Origin of the sequence: Flavobacterium flavigenum, assembly GCF_027111255.2 — a bacterium.
Taxonomy (GTDB): domain Bacteria; phylum Bacteroidota; class Bacteroidia; order Flavobacteriales; family Flavobacteriaceae; genus Flavobacterium; species Flavobacterium flavigenum.
In genome coordinates this window covers 4,019,105-4,039,187 of record NZ_CP114285.2, presented here as the reverse complement: position 1 = coordinate 4,039,187, position 20,083 = coordinate 4,019,105, and the positions used below count along the sequence as shown (strand labels likewise).

Sequence of the window (20,083 nt, the reverse complement as noted above, 5' to 3'; positions counted from 1 at the left end):
AAAGCATGTCTTTACAAGTAGAAATTTTAATTGCAAAACATTTAAAAAATTCAGCTTTTAAAAACGGGGCTGTTTACATCATCACAATTTTTATTGGTTTTTTATTAGTTTACGCCGTTTTATCAGGATGGAAAAACTATACAAATCAAAATGAAACCAGTGAAAAATACCAGCATGAATCCCGCGAAGACTGGCTGAAAAATCCGGATAAGAATCCGCATAGAATGGCACATTATGGAAATTTTGCTTTCCGAAAAAGTACTTCGCTGAGTGTTTTTGAATTTGGAATGGAACCGTTTTTTGGGAATGCTATATTTCTCGAAGCCCACAAGCAAAATACAGCCAATTTTTCTGAAGCCGGATCCTCTAACAGTATGCTTCGTTTTGGGGAGATAAGTACCGCTATGGTTTTACAAATTCTATTGCCTTTACTGATTTTTTTCCTCGGATTTAATTCGGTCGCAGCCGAAAGGGAAAACGGAACACTAAAACTGCTTTTAAGTCAGGGAATCAACTGGAAACAACTTTTATTAGGCAAAATACTTGGAATTGCATCTGTCGTTATGATGCTTTTTATCCCGGCAATTCTTGCTTTGGTTTTCATCTGGTTATTGCTTCAGAACTTTAGCATTTCATTTGATGAAACCCTTAAAATGATCTTGTTTATTGGGTTTCATTTTCTATACCTAATGTTTTTTTGCGCCATTGCCGTTTTGATTTCTGCTTCATGCAAAACTTCAAAAAAAGCGTTGGTTTCGTTAATTGGGATTTGGTTGGTTTTCACAATTATTTTACCGAGAACAACGCAGGCAATTGGCGCTTATATTTACGAAGCGCCTTCAAAAATTCAGTTCAACAGCGATATCGAAAAAGATATTTTGAAACAAGGAGACAGTCACAACCCGAATGATCCGCATTACAAAGCAATAAAAGATTCTTTATTGGCGGTACACAAAGTCGATTCGGTTCAGAAACTGCCTTTCAATTATTCCGGTTTTATCATGACCGAAGGCGAGAAAATCAGTTCGAATATCTACAACAAACATTTGGAAAATCTGCTTCATGTGTACGAAAAGCAAAACAGTTTTTCAAAAGCAGTATCGTTTTTGAATCCCTATATCGCGATGAAAAATCTGTCGATGGCATTGTCCAATACCAATTATGATTCGTACATCGATTTCCAGAAACAAGCCGAAACGTATCGTTATGATATGGCGCAAAAAATGAATGCTTTACAAATTAAATACATCAGCAATAAAAAAGATAAGCCGGCTGTAATCGACAAAGATCATTGGGCAGAAGTTCAGGAATTTCATTATGAACCAAAAGGGGTTTTGAGCGTTTTAAAAAACGAAATTGTCTCAGTTATTTCACTTTTTCTATGGATTAGTCTGTTGTTTATTTTGATCCTGTTAGCTTCAAAAAACTTAAAAGCCATTTAATATGTTAGCATTAGTATTTAAAAATTTCATTCGCTCTAAGGGAACAAAAGTTGGATTATTGTTTCTTTTGACGATCGGATTTATAAGCCTTTTAATTGGACAGCAATTCCAGCAAAAGCAACATAAAAATATCACGGAAGCAGCGGTTTATCAAAAAGAACACATTGCCCGTAACACTTCTTTTCACAAAGACGAAATGGGTCTTTTGCTTTATTATGTAAAATTTTCACTGGTCAACAAAACATTCCCTCTCAACAGTCTGGCAATTGGTCAGCGTGACGTCAATCCGTCGATTCAGAGCGTTACAATCAGAGGTCTGGAAGGTCAGAAATATGATTCGGAACTCAATAATCCGGGTAATCTTTTGTTGGGAAACCTTGATTTTAGTTTTGTACTTGTTTATCTTTTTCCGCTTCTGATTATTGCTTTTACCTATAATATTGTTTCGGAAGAAAAAGAATCCGGAACCTGGAAAATTGTTGCCACGCAAAGCAACAATACTTTTTTATATATTCTTAAATTATTCTATATCCGAATTTTAAGTTTTGCTACATTGCTGACGATTATGCTTTTTATTGCAGTTTTATTATTGAATATTCCATTTGACAATTCACTTCTCACTTTTTACATCATCAGTATTTTGTACATTCTCTTTTGGTTTGCCATTTGCTTTTTTATGGCTTCGCTTCAAAAAGATTCAAATTTTAATGCTGTAATCTTACTGACGATCTGGCTGTTTCTGATTATTATTCTTCCGGCAACCATTAACACTTATATTGTAAACAAATACCCGGTTCCCGAAGCATTAGAACTGACACTGAAACAACGAAATGCCTACCACGAAAAATGGGATATGGATAAAAAAACGACGATGGATAAATTCTACAGTCATTATCCGCAGTTCAAAAGTTATACTTTACCAGATACCGAATTCAGCTGGCTATGGTATTATGCGATGCAGCAAATGGGTGATGACGAATCGGCCAAACAGTCTCAGGAATTACAGATCAAATTAAAACAGCGTAATCAGACGAGCCAGACGATGGCACAATTTATTCCCACGTTGCACACCCAAATCCAACTAAATGCAATTGCAAAATCAGATTTGGAAAACCAGCTTTTGTTTATGGAAAAGACAAAAGAATTCCATGAAAAAATGAGGCTGTATTTTTACCCTAAAATCTTTGATAATGCCCCAGTAGCCAAAGAAAACTGGTCTAAATTTAAAGTCGAAACTTTTGAAGATACTTCTAAAATAAATTTAACAACAACATTTTTACCTTTGGTATTATTCAATTTACTGTTGATTGGTTTTGGATGGAGGAATTTCAGGAAAGAAAAACAAATTGTATAAATTACCGGCTAAAACCATAGCAAAAAATGTTATTTATTTCAATGCCCTCAAAAAGTGAGATTCACTTCGGGGGCTTTTTATATGGAAAGAAAATCACGCCAATTTATAAATTTACTATATCAATTAAGATTTAAAAAAATCATATTTTATTACACAAAAAATGATTTTAAACATTAAATCAATATAAATCACCTCTTTTTTGCATACTAAATAAAGAAAAAACTTATTTAAAATAGCTATTTATAGTTAAGGAAATTAATTATTAAATCCATTTTATAAGAAAATTTTTCGAATATTTTATTTTTAAACAGCAAAAAAGGCTATTTTATAGATAAAAAACTACAATTAGGTAGATTTTTATTAAAAATAACTACAGGTATTGTACTGTGAATTTATTTACCCTTCATTTGCACTTTTTAACATTTTTAGAATACGAATAAACATCATAAATAATGAAAAACATATTAGCCATTTTATGGTTTGGAACTTTTTTTTGTTCTAATGCCCAGAATAAAATCACCTTTAGTTATGACTCCCTGACAGGAAATCAAATTGTCAGATCTCTTTGCCTAAACTGCCAGACAGCAAAACCGGCGAAAGAAATTGAAGCAATAACAGACGAAGACTTAATTAAATTTTCATCTGAAGATGTTATTTCTTATTATCCGAACCCAGTAAAAGAAGAGTTATACCTAAAATGGGAACTTACTAATGACAACTCTGTTATTTCCATACAAATAGTTGGAATTTCTGGTCAGGTGTTAAAAAAATACAATACCAACGGAAATATCAATTCTCAAAATATTCCTTTTCAAAGTTATCCGGACGGCGTTTATATTGTTTCGCTGACCTATAAAAACGGGGAACAAAAAACAATAAAAATTATTAAAAAATAGCAGCATGAAGCAATTTTACTTTTCGATTTTATTTCTAAGTTTTACCTTTTTTTTATCCGCTCAGACCAACCCTACAGGTTCCTCTCAAGAAACAGGTGTTACAGCGGGAGACCTGTCTGTAACCTTAACAGGTGGAGCCTCTTATAATATTCCGATTGCAGTACCTCCAGGAATTAACGGAGTAGAACCGCAAATTAGTTTATCCTACAATAGTCAGGGAGGTCACGGCCTTGCAGGTTATGGATGGGAAATCTCCGGAATATCTAAGATTACCCGAATTCCTAAAACTAAATTCCATGATGGCAAAATAAAGGCTGTAGATCGTTTTGATGATCGTTTTGCCTTGGACGGTCAGCGTTTACTTGTAAAAAAAGGTACAAGCGGGATTTACGGAGCGAATAATACCCAATATGAAACTGAAAATTTCTCTAATGTAAAAATAACCTCGTATACGAATCCAAGCTATCCCAACTCAGGGCCTATTTATTTTCTGGTAGAATATCCTGACGGATCAAAAGCGTATTACGGATATCAAAATGGCACAGGCTCACATCTGGAGTGGACTATTAGCTCTTGGGAAAATGCCCAAGGTGTTAATATTAAATATGAATACTTTCCGTCTGGTTTTAATGGCTGGCAAAATATCAGTTCTATTAAATACGGGACTCTTACATCTTCAACTCCTATTAATGAAATCAAGTTTGTTTATCAAAATAGATCCCGTAAAGAAAGTGCCTACATAGGATTAGCAAAATACGATCAGGAATACCTCTTAAAAGAAATCCAATCTATAAGTAACAATATAGGTTTTCGAAGTTATTTGCTTGAATACACTCAAACTACACAAAATTATGATCAATTAAGTAAGGTTACAGAAAAAAACGGTGATAAATCCAAAAGTTATAATCCCACTGTTTTCCAATATAATACTACTGAAAGTACCATAAATTATATTCCGTATCCAAATACTATAGATGTCAATAATGTTTCTTCAATAAATGCTTCTACAGTATCCGGTGATTTTGACGGGGACGGGGCTATGGATTTTATTTTATATCCTACTACAGGATCTGATGCTAAAAAGAAATATTGGCTTTTTACAGGTATTAGCCCTAATACGAGTGCCCAGACATATCCAAACTTTGGACAGCCAATACTAGAGGAATACGGTTTTGATGAAATTTTCCCGGTTTCTTTTTTAACGCAAAATAACAAATACTGGTACAGTAAGGGCTGGACAGTTGTAAAGAAACTGGTAATGGCAACAACTTTTGATACCTATGCTACTACCGGTTCCACACTTATTTATCCTCAAGGTTCTAAGTCATATGTTTTTCCTACATTTTCGCATTCATTTACTGATTGCAACAGTACCGGTACAATGACAGAAGATATTCCCAAACTTTATATGAACGGGGATTTTAATGGAGATGGAATAACTGATGTTGTAATTGTAGAAAAAACATTTACTTATTATACAAGAAATTGTAGTTTTGGTACCAAAACTACAGGTACATATAATGGTGGAAAATCGTATTTTGTCAATTTAGACAGAAGACTCGTTTCAAATTATGCAAATGAATCAGGCACACTACCCATTACTGCACAATCTCAATGTTATGTTGCGGATTTTAATGGGGATGGAAAATCGGATATTTTCATATTCGAGACCGGAGTACTGAAAGTATATACCCTGAATGAAAATAATAGTCTGATTAAAATATCCGAAACCATTAATTCAGCTATTAGACTGGACGTAAAAATTGTAATAGGAGATTTTAATGGAGACGGAAAATCTGATTTTATCATACCAAGTCCAGGTACTGCTAACTGGTGGTATCGATTTCCATCAAAAGGAATTGCAGATGAAAAAGGGAATGGTTATACCATAGAAAACTTATCTAATTATGCACCATTTACAGCTAATAACTCCAATAACAGCTACAATTATTTTGCAACTGATTATGATAATGATGGAAAAAGTGATTTAACAATAGTAAAAAACACAAGAAAAACTTTTCCCCTTAGTGGAACTATTCAAGTCAGCACCTATACGGAAATTGCACCCAATACCTATATTACAAAAACTGCAATTAGTTCAGAACAACCGAACATTGACATCTATGCGTTGCCTATTTATTTGCCCTCCAGCGAGCAACAACTTCCACGATTTGAAATTGCGTTTATAAATAAAAATAAATTACATTTTTTTAGTTCTACAAAAGATACTTCAAAAGAATTATTAAGCACAATTACAACCGGCAATGGTGTACAGGAATTTATCACATATCAGCCATTAGATGAAATTTATGAAAATGATTATTATTCTATTTATAAATCTAGTAAAGCAACCGAAAGTTATCCTTATTTTGATTTAGTAACTTCACCGAATTCTCATATTGTCACCAAATTAGAAAAAAAGAGCGGGACTGTTTCTAAAAAGAAACTATATGGTTATTATGGCCCTGTAACTCATCTGGAAGGCTTAGGTTTTATGGGGTTCCGATCTATTATGGAAACTAACTGGCATGATGACAGCAGCAGCATTATGAGCTCTGTTATCGTTAAAGATGTAAAATTGAGAGGTGCAACAACTGAAAGTTATGTAGTGCCATATTTAACTTATCCCTATAGTAATTTTTCACCATCTAGCTTTACTTCTAAAACCAATTTATCCTATACACCCTCAACCGCGGAGAATGCATTGCAGGAAAATAAAGTTTTTAAATTACAAAACACAGGTATTATACAATATAATGGTTTAGATAACACAAGTGTTATTACTACTAATACTTTTGATTCTTATAATAATATCAAAAGCATTACCAGTGTTACTCAGGGATCAGCAGATACCCAGAATTCTACCACCACGATAGATTATCAGGAGCCGATTACAAGTCCGCTTTATATATTAGGAAGGCTTTCTCAAAAAACTCAGAGCGTCAGCGTTACCGGTGCTCCTGATATGAGCAGTACTGAAGTTTATACTTACAATTCTAACCAGTTACTTTCGGACATTGATAAAAGCGGAACAGGAACAGCTACCATAAAGGAGCATAATGATTATGATTCCTTTGGAAATGTTATCAAAAAGACCCTTACGGCACCACTTCCTTTACAGCCCAGAACTACCCAATACGAATATGATGCATCCGGACGCTTTGTAACCAAAATAACGGATAATGATTTGTTGTTTTCTACTTTTGAATATGATATCAATAACGGGTTACTAAAAAAAGAGACGGATACCAACGGATTTTCCACCTCTTATACCTATGATTCGTGGTTTAAACCTTTAACCGTAAAAGACGATCAGTTAAACTTAACAATCACGACATCTTATACCCAATCCTTTAATCCTCAAATCAGATCAACAACCACAGTTACAACAAATGCAACAGATGGCAGCGCTTCCGTACAAATATTTGACGATCTTGGACGAAAAACAAAATCCGGAGTAAAAGATATCAATGGCGTTTTTTCTTATGTATCCTATTTATATGATATCTATGATCGCATTTATAAAACCAGTGAACCCTACTTTGGATCCACTCCTACCCAATGGAATGAAACCAAGTTTGATATGTACGGCAGGCCAACAGAAACAAAACTGTTTAATCAAAGAACAACAACTGCCAATTATCCACCAGGACTTGTCTCTACTGTTACCGATGGCTTAAAAACCAAAACCATCACTAAAAACGCAGTGGGTAATGTAATTTCTACTGACGAAACACTGGGCGGGACAATCAATTATTCCTACTTCGCCAACGGGAATTTAAAACAAACCCGTTACAATGGCATTAGTATTGATATGGAGCAGGATGGCTGGGGTCAAAAAACAGCCCTAATTGACCCTTCGGCAGGTACATTCAAATATAAACACAATGACTGGGGAGAACTTGAAGAAGAAACCTCCCAAAATGGCAATGTAAAAACGACCATTACCCGTGATCCAAGCGGAAGACCCACTAAAAAAACAGTGACAGGAGCGGATACCAACAGTGAAACCACATATACCTATGATGGTACAAAATTACCGTTGACTATAAGTTACAAAGATTTAAATGAGCCTTCCGGGGCAAATGATATTTTGACTTCTATCATTTACGATCCTACATTTAAACGTCCAACCTCTATTACAGAACAAAAAACCGGTTCTTATAAATTTACCCGAGATCTTGATTATGATGGCTTGGGAAGGGTTATTACCGAAACAAAAACTGCCGAGGCCGGTGGAAAAAGCAGTACTGTCGTTACTAAAAACGTTTATAAAAATGGTGCTTTGTATCAGATTCTTGATATAAACAACAAAGTATTATGGCAGGTCAATACCGTTAGCGCTAAGGGACAGCTACTTGAGAGCATCACAGGAAATGGCATTAAAATGACCAACACTTATGATACAGACGGTTATTTATCTAAAATACAGCATGATAAAACCACACAACCAATAGGCAATATCCTCACGCTTACCACTAAATTTGATAAAAATACAGACAATCTGGACCAGCGTATTAATAGCGCATTTGGCAATTATACAGAGGATTTTGACTATGACGAACTGGGCCGATTAAAAGAATTTACGAACAAATACGGCGTTCAGGAAACTCAAACTTATGATGCTTCAGGAAAAATAACTAGCAATAATCTGGGCACTTACGATTATGATCCGAACAAAAAATACCAGAATACAGCCATCACACTAAACCCGGAAGCGACAGGCTATTATGCCAACAGAGAAGGCATCTATCATGACAGTATGGAAAGCCGAACCGGATGGGGAACAGAAAAACATCCTAATACCAACTTTTTTAGTTATGACGATACCAAAACGCCACATGGAGAAGGAAAAAACACTTTAAAATTATCCAATACCACTACTACCGAACAGTACGTTTTTTCAGATAAATGGATTGCAATTGATAATGCGGTTCCAACAGAGTATACGTATTCGGCGTGGGTGTATAGTGACGGTCCAGAGACACAGCTGTTTTTGTTTATGGAGGACGGGCTCAATACTATTACACATGATAACGTAGTCAGCAATGTTACCGGTGCATGGACCCAAATAACCAAAACCTTTCTGGTACCCGCCGGTGTAAAAAGAATACGCTTACGTTTAGACAATAATGCACAAGGCAATGTCTGGTTTGATGATGTGCAAATCCGTAAAACCAGCAATGCCCCTACAACTGAACGCAAATTGAATATTACGTATAACGCCTTTAAAAGCCCTATCCAGATTGAGGAAACTGGAATTGAGAAAATTAGTTTTACTTACAATGACGACAACCAGCGTAGTACCATGTATTACGGCGGTTTGGAAGACAAAGAATTAAGACCATTACGTAAACATTATGCTGCTGACGGCAGTATGGAAGTTAAACAAAACATCACCACTGGTGCTATAGAATTTGTAACCTATATTGGAGGTGATGGCTACACTGCTCCTATTGCCGTAAAAAGTGATGGTATAAACCCTGCAAATTATTTATATTTACACCGTGATTATCAGGGAACCATTTTGGCCATCACCAATGATGCCGGTACGGTTGTAGAAAAAAGATTATTTGATGCCTGGGGCGACCTTATAAAAGTACAGGACGGAGCGGGTAATACTCTTAACGGATTAACTGTTCTGGACAGAGGCTATACTGGTCATGAGCATCTGCAAAGTGTTGGACTGATTAATATGAACGCCAGGTTGTATGATCCTTTAATTCACAGGTTCTTACAGGTTGACAATTATATACAGGATCCTGCCAATACCCAGAATTACAACCAGTATGGGTATGTTTTAAATAATCCGTTGTTGTATACGGATCCTAGCGGGAATTTTGCAAATTGTGATTTTTGTCCAAATAACAATCCTCCTAAAATTCAGGAGAATAATGGTAATGGTCCAAGTGATACTCAACAAGGTATCATAGGTGGCGTATTTTCTACGATAGTAAATAATTGGGATAGCTGGGGAATTAAAGACTGGGCGAATGAAAATATAAGTTTTAGAAAATGGGGAGTCTCAGAATGGGGAGATAAAAATTTAAATTTAAAAAACTGGGGAAAAAGTATTTCTAAATGGTTTGGTGGCGGAGACGGGCCACCACCAAATTTGAGTAGTTATATTAATCTAAATACAGCTAGCTTTTCGGGAATAAATAATATATTTTCTAAACAACCCTCTGGCGCTCAAATTTCATTAAAGAATAGCAATAAGGGTAAACCTATAAATTGGTATCCCAAGGATCAAGGCGGTCCACTATATCATTATGCTAATAAGGATAACACAAAGATTAAAGGTGTTGTCATTGTATATGCACACGCTACTGAAGATTATATTTTGGCAAATAATGGAGCTATAAGCACAGCCAACGGATTAGATCTTGCTCTCAAGAAAGCAAGTCCGGAATGGAGAAATTTTAGATTATATGGTGGAAAATTAACTTTAGTTTTAAAGGCATGTAATGCAGGAAGAGCTAACGGTTTTGCGCAAAAAATGTCTGATGCTTTTGAAGGACTAACTGTGATTGGAGCAAGCAATAAATATTATGCTGAAAGCTTCCTTGGATTCATTGGAAGTTGGGAATTAGGAGTAGAGTATGGCACATGGAATGTTTATTATAACAATAAATTAATTAATAAATTTAAAGGTACAAAATAATGAAAAAAAATCTTTTCTTATTATTCCTAAGTCTTGTTAGTTGCGTAAAAGATAATGGAAATTTATCAAAAAACGAAATATCAAATTATCAAAATGAAATCATACGCACCGGGAATAAAGATGCATACTTACAATTAATGCTATATTATCGAAATAATCAAGACAGTATTTATACATTACTACCTTATACATTTATTATGGCAAATAAGTATAATAATCCTGATGCTTTTTTAGAATTATATCAAAATTTAATAAAATTAAATAATAATGGAATATATAAAGATTCGTTAATTGTTAATTTGCGTAAGCAAGAAGCTGATTACGCTTTATCCTTTTTAAAAAGAGGAAGTGAACTAAACGATGTTGATTGCAAAGTGTTTCTAGCAAAACACTATGAAAAAGGATTTGGCATTACAAAAAACAAAAAAATAGCAGACAGTTTAATAAACAGTATTAAGTAATCCGACTGCACAAACTCCACCTGGCGAGCATCTTGCTCGTGAACACAAAGTATTTCTTTTACAATAACTCCGCTGCTGTATAGTGATCCTAGTGGGAATAAATATAGAATGATAAGGATTGTGTTAATTGCTGGGATGAAACTAAGACCAAATTGGTGGAGGTGCTTTTAAGTCTATCGCCAATTTCTTTAAAGATGGTGAAAACGCAGAATGGTTTAGAAGAAATGCAGGAGAGGCTGGCAGATTTGTAGGCAGAAATGTTCAGGATGCAGCTAATTTTGTAGGACGTAATATAGAGTCCCTTGGGAGAGATATAGGTAAGTTTTTCGGTTTTGGACGAGGAGACGTGCCACCACCTAATTTGAGTAGTTATGTAGATTTGAGTCAATATGTGTCTTATACATCAACCCATCAAACAGGTAAAAAGGGACAATGGAACTCCAACTTAGGTGATCAATTTAAGTTAAAGACTTATGTGTCTTTAAGAATTGGTAATCAAAAGATGTTTGATATAAATGATACTTTTTTTAATGGTAAAGATGAGGGAAGGAATTATCAAATTAATTTTGGAAGATATAATTTAAATTACAGACCAAAGGATTATAGGCTAAGAGTTATGGGACCTTCAGATGATCATGTTTCACAAGGAGTCAGTTTTGGTAAAGATGGAATAGGTTATCATTACAACTTTAGAGGTAAAAATGGAAGAAGTGCAGGTTTTGATGCTGCTTTTAGACCTGGTGGACATACACTTATATTATTAACTAAAATTATTGTTATGTTTGTTCAACCTGAAACAACACCTATTATTATGGAAGAATCAGTAGGAGAATCAATGATACTTCCTATTCTTGCCTATTAATTTAGAATATTAAACTCACACATTATAATAACTATGAAATTTTTCTATATTATACTATTATTAATCCTTTTTGTGAGCTGCAAAAAGCATATGATGACTATTAGTGAGAACGGAATAAATTTTGTTCCGCATAAAAGCATAGAAATAAAAAATTTATCGTTTTTTAAAAAGAAGTATGTTAGTATTGGAAGCTATACAGCAGGAAAAGATTCTGTAATTTCACAATTTGAAATTGAATCCAAATATTCTTTACTGTTGATTAAATTTAAAAATGTTTCGAATAACTGTAAATTTAATAATCATCTATCCGCTAATTATCCAACAACCGGTTATTTTAATATTGTTAATGAAGGTTTATATGAAACTAATGTAAGCCCTGGCGTATTTGAAAACAATTACAGGGTCAACACAATTGATTTTTTCTGTGACAGTGCAATACAAAATCAAATAGATAATGACTCTGTCAAGAGTTTTAGCATTAATTTTAATAAGTATGCTATAAAAATCAATAGTGAAAACGCAAAAGTAATATATAGCAAAATAGAATACTATGGATTAAAAAGTCTGAATGCAAATGTGTTATTCTATAAGATTGAAAATGAAGGATACATTTTTATTATGACACCTCTTAAAAAAGATATTAGTTTAGATAAAAACATATTGTACGATTATGTATTTGAATAATATCTAATCTATCTCTTTATACATACTAAAAAAGGGGCTGTCTCGACTTTTGAGACAGCCCCTTTCTTTTTTAATTTCTAAATAAATTAAGCTCTAAACAAGGCAAACTTATTATAATCGTACAAAACCTTATCGTAAGGAACCAATAATGTTTCAATTTTTTCAGACGATTCTTCAAAAGTAATTCCGTTGTGTTTTCTGAACAAATAAATCTCTCTCAAGCAATTAGACAAACTCTGATGAATTTCAGAAGTAAACAATGGCAATTGATTATCTCCTACCAACAAATCAATCTGGTAGTTTGAACTGCTTTTTGAAAGGTTATTACCAATTATCCTAATAGTGAATTTAGTACTTTTTCCATGTTGTTTTCCCTGATAATGTATTACCATGACTTATATTATTAAAGGTTAGAATTTATTTTACAGTTAGCTTAAATTGCTTTTTAATTCAACATTTAAAGTTATAAAAAAAAAGCAAAATGCTACTGTTCCTATATTAAATTATACTTTTTTTAGCATAAAAAAACCGTAACGAATTACGGTTTTTTCACAATTAACTAAATAGATTAATCAACTTTTTTCACGAGTAAAATTCATTCATAAGCACGATTAATTAACGGTAATATTGGTAATATCTTTTTCTTCATGTACATCCAGTAAAAATAGATTTGGGGCATCAATGTTTGCTGCAAAATTATGTGATTTAAAACTTCAGCACAAGCTATGTCGATAAAGTGTTAATAAGTAAAATAATACGTTTAATACTCAAAAAATAAAATATCCTTCACGCTGAATTTTTAATTAAATTTGATCAACTAATTATAAAAACCTTATTTTATGGAAATTAACTTTATTACATTTCTGGCTGCTGCTGTTGTTACACTTGTAACCGGTTTTATCTGGTACAATCCAAAAGTATTTGGAACCATCTGGATGAGAGAAAATAATTTTACTCAAGAAGATCTCAGAAAAGGCAATATGCTCAAAATATTTGGATTTACTTATATTTTCTCTGTAATGATTTCAATGGCTTTAATGTCTTTTACAATCCATCAGTCCGGGGCTTTAGGAATGATTGGCGGACCTCCTATGATAGCAAGTGCCAAACCATCTTTTCATGCTTTTATGGCAGATTATGGGACAGCTTACCGCACTTTTAAACATGGTGCTCTTCATGGTTTTATGGCGGGTCTGTTTTTTGCTTTCCCGGTTATTGGAATCAATGGTTTATTTGAAAGGAAATCATGGAAATATATCTTTATCCACGCCGGGTACTGGATGCTTACGCTTACTATTATAGGTGGAATTGTCTGTGCATATGCATAACAAAAACATAAATTAAATCCGTTTGAAACTGAAATCAAACGGATTTTTCTTAATAATAACTTAAAGCAAACTAGTTATTGCAAATATTATCTAATTTTGAAGAAATTAGCTCACACTCTTGAATACAAACTATTCTTTCCAAATATATAAAAGCACGTCCCTGCTACCTTTAGAATGGAACTTGCTGGCTTCAGAAAACATTTTTTTGTCACGCGAATATCTCGAAGTACTGGAAAATTCCTGTCCAGTAAATATGACTTGCCATTTCATCGGAATCTTTGAAGAAGAGAAGCTTATCGGAATCGTCCTGACCCAATTTTTATTTGCAGAAAAACTGGAATCCTTTGGAGAACGTGATAAATGTTTAAAAACTTCTGTTCGGAATTTTGCCCTTAAAAATTTCGCTTCGCATGTATTGTTTGTGGGCAACAACATGCTCACCGGACAAAATGCTTTTGCCTTTGCTCAAACTATAAAAGAGTCTAAAGCAATAAAAACACTTCATAAAGCCATCACTCAGCTTAAAAAAGATTTAAAAGCAAGTGGAAAAAAAGTTCATATTACCAGTATAAAAGATTTTACTGCCAAAGAAATTGAACCACTGCAGGCCGAATTCAAAAATAATTATACATTCTCCACCCAGCCTAACATGGTTTTTGAAATCAATAAAAACTGGAAATCAGAACAGGATTATATTGATGCTTTATCCAAAAAATACCGGGACCAGTACAAACGCGCCAGAAAAAAAGCTGAAGGAATCGTAAAGCAAAAAATGTCCTTATCTGACATTCGAAAATATGAAGATGTTATTTACGAACTCTACTTTCATGTGGCAAAAAATGCCCCTTTCAATACCTTTTTTCTCGCCAGGAATCATTTTAGCTTTTTTAAAGAAATCATGGAAGATGACTTTCTCCTTTATGGTTATTTTTTAAACGAAAAATTAATTGGTTTCAATACATTGATAAAAAACGGAAATGTAATGGATACCTATTTTTTAGGTTATGATGAAAGTGTGCAACGCGAAAAAATGTTGTATCTGAACATGCTTTACGATATGATCGGGTATTCCATTAAAAAAGGTTTTAAAACTATTGTTTTCGCCAGAACTGCTCTTGAGATTAAAAGTTCTGTAGGTGCCAAACCTGTAAAAATGTATGGTTTGATCACCCACAGCAATGCTTTAATCAATCATAATATTGCGCGATTTTTTAATTATCTGGAACCCAAAACCGACTGGCAGGAACGCAATCCGTTTAAATAATTTTAAGGAATCGCAATTTTCATTTGCTTGTGCAGAATATGGATTTCCAACAACTTCTGTGCACCGCAATATTCACCGTCAATCTGAAAACTCACCGGATAATCGGTTTGAATTGTCGCTTTATCTGTAGAAATAATAACAACATCTTCTGTATCAATTGGCATATTGCCGGTAATAATTTTTCCGATTAACAATAAATCCAGGTTTTTCAGAATTACCAATTCGAATTTACCATCGTTCATGGCACCATTTGGATTAATGGTTACGCCTGTTCCATATTTTTGAGAATTGGCAATAACAATCATTCTTGCTGTATGTTCAACTGTTTCTTTGTTTGCGGTAATTGTCGCAACAAAAGGTTCATTGGATTCTGTTAGGGTTGTAAATGCCTGCAAAGCGTATCCCCAAAATCCGCGAACGTCACTTTCTTCATAATTTTTAACCAGATCGGCATTGAGACCTAAATCGCTTAAATGAATACTTTTTTTACCATTGATACAAATCATATCCATTTCGATATAATGATTTAAAAAAGCAATTTTTAGGTTTTCTTCGATTGTTGATGGCAGGTTTAAATCAACGGATAGCCCATTTGCAGAACCGGCAGGTAAAATACCAATGATAACATCGTGCTCTTCCATCGCTTCGGCTACCATTTTAATTGTACCATCACCTCCGGCTACGACAATTCGTTCCGGATTGTACTTATTGTATAGGTCTTTTATTTTTTTAACATCATTTTTTCCGGTGGTTTCGTACACCACCAAATCAACGTTATTTATGTCTGCAAACTCCTGCACTGACTCAATCAAATCAGATTTATCCAAGTCTCCGGAAATGGGATTTACAACGAATATGATATTCTTTTTCAAAATTTTCTATTTAAAAACCAATTAAAATAATTAAATTACAGTTACATAAATATACACAATTAATGAAACCAATTTTACAATTATATCGAGGTTATGCCAATGAGCAGGAATTAATTGTAATGGGACATGTGTTTAAACGAACGTACAACTATGATTTTCAGAAGAAAAACTTCAAAAATGCACGTTCGATTATCAATCAGTTCAGAATAAAAACGATTCGAAATTTTGACATTTACCTGAAATTTGGAGAAAAAGAAATCCATACTAAAACTTTAGATGATGGCTATTTTAAGTTTTGCATTCCGCTTGAAAAGGAATTTCATTTTGGATGGATGGAATATGAAGTTAGTATTAGATATAAATCCGAAATCATTGTTTCCAGAGGCAGTTTTATAAGACCGCACGAAGGGAACCTGGGAATTATATCTGATATCGACGATACTTTTTTAATTTCGCACACAAAAAACATCTTTAAGAAAATATACATCTTGTTATTTAAAAATGTAAATGACCGAAAAGTTTTTAAAGGTGTTGTCCCACATTATCAGGCTTTGAGTTCAGCGGGAAGAAATAATAAGGATGAACAGAATGCGTTCTTTTACATCTCAAGCAGTGAGTGGAATTTGTATCGGTTTATTGTAAAATTCACCAAAATCCATAAGTTGCCCAGAGCTGTTATTTTACTGAAAAACATCAAAAGGGGCATTACTGATTTTTTCATGAGCGGACGCGGTGACCACAATCATAAATTCGACAAAATAAAACATGTTTTGGAATTCTATCCGAATCTTAAATATGTGTTATTGGGAGACGATTCGCAACACGATCCATTTCTGTACGAGCAAATATGCAAAATATTTCCGGTTACCGTAATTGCGGTTTATATCAGGCAAACTGGTAAAACCCAAAAATCGGAAGTCAAAAAAATTATGAAAAATTTGGAATCGCTTGACGTTGCTGCCTGTTATTTTAAAGAGAGCAGTGAAGCGATTATGCATTCTAAATCTATTGGGATTATTAAGTAGGTTTCAGGTTTCAGGTTCTTGTTGAAACGTGAAACCTGAAACTTGAAACAAAAAAACTAAGCATTGAAATTATCAATCTCTTCCTGAACGATTTCCCAATCCAGAAGCAATTGATCTAAATCTGCTTTCTTTTTGTTATATGCTGTGAAAAATGAAGCATCTTCGATATGTTTATCATAATTTGAAGCCAGCATTTTATCATCGTGCTGAATGTCTTTTTCCAATTGCTTGATTTGACTTTCAATTTTACTTAATCTATTTTGAAGCGCTTTTCCTTTTTTCTGGTCTTCGTACGAAACTTTAGCATTTTCCTTTGTTGGAGCTGCTGTTTTTACAACATCTTTTTTCTCTACTTCGCGCATGTTTTCAAGATTGCGCTGTTCTAAGAAAAAGTTGATATCGCCCAAATATTCTTTGATCTTCTGGTCTTTGAATTCGTAAACGATATTCGACATTCCCTGAAGAAAATCCCTGTCGTGAGAAACCAGTAATAACGTTCCTCCGAATTTTTGAAGTGCGGCTTTCAGAACGTTTTTAGATTTAATGTCTAAGTGGTTCGTCGGCTCATCCATCAGCAATACGTTGATTGGCTGTAACAATAATTTACAAAGTGCCAGACGGTTACGCTCACCTCCAGAAAGTACTTTTACTTTTTTCTCTACATCGTCTCCACGAAATAAAAATGACCCTAACATATCACGTACTTTCATACGATTGGTGTCGGTTGCTGCATCTTCCATTGTTTGAAGTAATGTTATTTCTCCGTCTAAATATTCGGCTTGATTTTGAGCAAAATATCCTAATTGTACATTATGACCCAATTTGATATTTCCCTGGTATTCAAATTCGTTTACCAATGCTTTAATGAAAGTCGATTTTCCTTGTCCGTTTTGGCCGACAAAGGCAATTTTACTTCCTCTTTCTACTAATAAACTGATGTCTTTAAGAATCGTTTTGTCGCCGTAAGCTTTTGTAACATGTTCTGCTTCGATTACTACTTTTCCCGGCTCTTTAGAAACTGGGAAAGAGATATTCATTACAGAATTGTCGTCTTCGTCAACTTCGATTCTTTCTACTTTATCTAATTTTTTAATCAACGACTGCGCCATTGAAGCTTTTGATGCTTTGGCACGGAATTTCTCGATTAATTTTTCTGTTTCTTCAATCTTTTTCTGCTGATTTTTTTGAGTCGCCAATTGCTTTTCGCGAATTTCATGACGCAATTCTAAATATTGAGAATAAGGTTTATTGAAATCGTATGCTTTTCCTAAAGAAATTTCGATAGTTCGGTTGGTAACATTATCCAAAAACATTTTATCGTGCGAAACGATTACAACAACACCAGGATAATTGCGAAGGAAGTTTTCTAACCAAATAATACTTTCGATATCTAAGTGGTTGGTTGGCTCATCCAGAAGCAATACATCATTTGACTGTAATAAAAGTTTCGCCAATTCGATACGCATTCTCCATCCTCCAGAAAAAGTTTCAGTTTGGTTGTTAAAAACTTCTCTTTTAAAACCTAAACCAAGAAGAATTTTTTCTGTATCTCCAACATAGTTATAACCACCAAGAAGTTCAAAACGGTGTGTGTAATCAGAAAGATCTTCTATGATCTGTCCGTATTCTTCACTTTCATAATCGGTTCTGGTAACCAATTGATGATTGATTTGTTCTAATTTTTTTTCTACAACTTTGATTTCTGTAAATGCCTCATATGCTTCTTCCAAAACGGTTCTTCCCTGCTCAAAATCAATATCCTGACGAAGAAATCCCATTCTGATATCTTTCTCCTGAGAAATTACTCCAGAATCTGGTTTAAAATCTCCTGCCAACATTTTTAACATTGTAGATTTACCTGCTCCGTTTTTACCCACAAGACCTACGCGGTCACCGGCTCCTAAACGAAAAGTAACTTCTTCAAATAAATATGTTCCTCCAAAAGAAACGGAAAGATTGTGTATGTTAAGCATAACTTGATTGCTGTAAAATAGAATGGTTTACGAAACCATTGTTGTTTATTAAATTACCGTCTGAAAAAGCTTTTTGAATGTGCTTTTTTGAATTACGATTTTGAAAGTGCAAAAGTATAACTTTTAATTGAAGTTTCGCTCCTCAAAACCAATCGCTTTTGTATTTCTTAAACACAAAAAAACGGATTGATACTAAAATCAATCCGTTTATATAAACGCGGGAATTTGTTTGCGTTATTTTTTGAATTAAGCTTCTTTTGGTTCAGGGAACATAATAGATGCTACTACTGAAATAATCAATACGCCTCCGATTACCAATAAAGAATAGATTGAATCGATGTGGTAGAATGGAGAAATGATCATCTTGATACCAATGAAAGATAAGATAATGGCCAATCCGTATTGTAATTTACTGAATAAGTGAATGAAGTTATCTAGTAAGAAAAACAATGCTCTAAGTCCTAAAATTGCGAAGATGTTAGAAGTATAAAGAATAAACGGATCGTTTGAAATGGCAAAAATGGCCGGGATAGAATCTACTGCAAACAATAAATCGGTAAACTCGATTACTGCCACAACTACTAAAAGCGGCGTTGCTAATTTTTTTCCGTTTTCGAATGTAAAGAATTTATCGCCGTCGTATTTATCACTTACGCTAAAAAACTTTCTAATCAATCTTGCTCCTCTTGTGTTGTTATAATCTTCATCGTCGTCATCATCTCCAGAAGACCATGATTTGATTCCTGCATACACCAAGAATAAACCAAAAGCAGTCATAATTAGATTAATATCATACTTAAATCCTTCTATTCCTGCAAGGCTTAAAAGTTTGTTTAGATACGTTAATTCGATTAAGAATGCTCCAGAGAAAATGAAAATCGCTCTTAGAACTAATGCTCCAATAATTCCCCAAAATAAGACTTTATGCTTGTTATTATTTGCAACATCAAAAAACTTAAATACTAATATGAATACGAAAAGGTTATCAACAGAAAGCGCTTTTTCTATCCAATAAGCTGATTGAAACTCATAGAACTTCGCTGCTCCGGCATAGTGATATACCAAACCACTAAAAATCATGGCTAAACTGATCCATACTAATGACCACGTGATCGCTTCTTTATTGGTTACGACGTGGCTTTTTTTGTTGAAGATTCCTAAATCCAGTAAAAGCATAATGACTACTGCGATCGCGAAAACGACAATTAAACCGGGATGTTCCGAAAAAATTGGGTGTTGATTCATTTTTTAGATATTA

At 33.9% G+C, this 20,083-nt stretch carries 14 protein-coding genes; 10 read left to right on the top strand and 4 right to left on the bottom strand.

From position 1 onward, the window contains the following. Window positions 1–5 precede the first annotated feature (5 nt). From OZP09_RS16850 to OZP09_RS16820, 7 genes are all read left to right on the top strand, one after another. Complete coding sequence (locus OZP09_RS16850) at window positions 6–1,442, top strand: ABC transporter permease (protein WP_281309693.1); 1,437 nt, start codon at window positions 6–8, stop codon at window positions 1,440–1,442. A 1-nt stretch (window position 1,443) separates the two neighbouring features. Next, window positions 1,444–2,796 carry a DUF3526 domain-containing protein gene (locus OZP09_RS16845; RefSeq protein ID WP_269234845.1) on the top strand — a complete coding sequence of 451 codons (1,353 nt, stop codon included), beginning with the start codon at window positions 1,444–1,446 and terminating at the stop codon, window positions 2,794–2,796. 452 nt (window positions 2,797–3,248) lie between these two features. After that, window positions 3,249–3,692 (top strand): T9SS type A sorting domain-containing protein, encoded by a 444-nt coding sequence (locus OZP09_RS16840; RefSeq protein ID WP_278008783.1) that lies wholly within the window; start codon window positions 3,249–3,251, stop codon window positions 3,690–3,692. 4 nt (window positions 3,693–3,696) lie between these two features. Next, window positions 3,697–10,356 carry an RHS repeat-associated core domain-containing protein gene (locus OZP09_RS16835; protein ID WP_281309692.1) on the top strand — a complete coding sequence of 2,220 codons (6,660 nt, stop codon included), beginning with the start codon at window positions 3,697–3,699 and terminating at the stop codon, window positions 10,354–10,356. Further along, the gene (locus tag OZP09_RS16830) at window positions 10,356–10,817 is read left to right on the top strand and encodes a hypothetical protein (RefSeq protein ID WP_281309691.1); all 462 of its coding nucleotides are present in this window, start codon (window positions 10,356–10,358) and stop codon (window positions 10,815–10,817) included. Before OZP09_RS16835 ends, OZP09_RS16830 begins: the two co-directional genes overlap by 1 nt. Window positions 10,818–11,178: 361 nt before the next feature. Then, on the top strand, window positions 11,179–11,679 hold the full coding sequence (locus tag OZP09_RS16825; protein WP_269234842.1) for a hypothetical protein: 501 nt from the start codon (window positions 11,179–11,181) through the stop codon (window positions 11,677–11,679). A 90-nt stretch (window positions 11,680–11,769) separates the two neighbouring features. Next, the gene (locus OZP09_RS16820) at window positions 11,770–12,363 is read left to right on the top strand and encodes a hypothetical protein (RefSeq protein ID WP_269234841.1); all 594 of its coding nucleotides are present in this window, start codon (window positions 11,770–11,772) and stop codon (window positions 12,361–12,363) included. Between the two features lie 86 nt (window positions 12,364–12,449). On the opposite strand, the gene OZP09_RS16815 is transcribed toward OZP09_RS16820, so the two are convergent. Beyond that, a complete protein-coding gene (locus OZP09_RS16815; RefSeq protein ID WP_163392859.1) occupies window positions 12,450–12,755 on the bottom strand; it encodes a hypothetical protein in 306 nt (101 codons plus the stop codon). A gap of 447 nt (window positions 12,756–13,202) precedes the next feature. On the opposite strand from OZP09_RS16815, the gene OZP09_RS16810 reads away from it, so the two are divergent. Then, a complete protein-coding gene (locus OZP09_RS16810; RefSeq protein WP_223678789.1) occupies window positions 13,203–13,691 on the top strand; it encodes a DUF1761 domain-containing protein in 489 nt (162 codons plus the stop codon). Window positions 13,692–13,809: 118 nt separating this feature from the next. Beyond that, complete coding sequence (locus OZP09_RS16805; protein WP_269234840.1) at window positions 13,810–14,955, top strand: peptidogalycan biosysnthesis protein; 1,146 nt, start codon at window positions 13,810–13,812, stop codon at window positions 14,953–14,955. Between the two features lie 2 nt (window positions 14,956–14,957). On the opposite strand, the gene OZP09_RS16800 is transcribed toward OZP09_RS16805, so the two are convergent. Next, entirely contained in the window at window positions 14,958–15,827 is an 870-nt protein-coding gene (locus tag OZP09_RS16800; protein ID WP_269234839.1) for a diacylglycerol/lipid kinase family protein, read from the bottom strand. 62 nt (window positions 15,828–15,889) lie between these two features. On the opposite strand from OZP09_RS16800, the gene OZP09_RS16795 reads away from it, so the two are divergent. Beyond that, window positions 15,890–16,852, top strand: coding sequence for an App1 family protein phosphatidate phosphatase (locus tag OZP09_RS16795; protein ID WP_269234838.1), 963 nt, complete (start codon window positions 15,890–15,892; stop codon window positions 16,850–16,852). A 56-nt stretch (window positions 16,853–16,908) separates the two neighbouring features. Here the strand turns inward: OZP09_RS16795 and OZP09_RS16790 are convergent, their stop codons facing one another. Both OZP09_RS16790 and OZP09_RS16785 read right to left on the bottom strand, forming a co-directional pair. Next, window positions 16,909–18,825, bottom strand: coding sequence for an ABC-F family ATP-binding cassette domain-containing protein (locus tag OZP09_RS16790; protein ID WP_281309690.1), 1,917 nt, complete (start codon window positions 18,823–18,825; stop codon window positions 16,909–16,911). A gap of 246 nt (window positions 18,826–19,071) precedes the next feature. Further along, a complete protein-coding gene (locus OZP09_RS16785; RefSeq protein ID WP_269234837.1) occupies window positions 19,072–20,070 on the bottom strand; it encodes a TerC/Alx family metal homeostasis membrane protein in 999 nt (332 codons plus the stop codon). Window positions 20,071–20,083 lie beyond the last annotated feature (13 nt).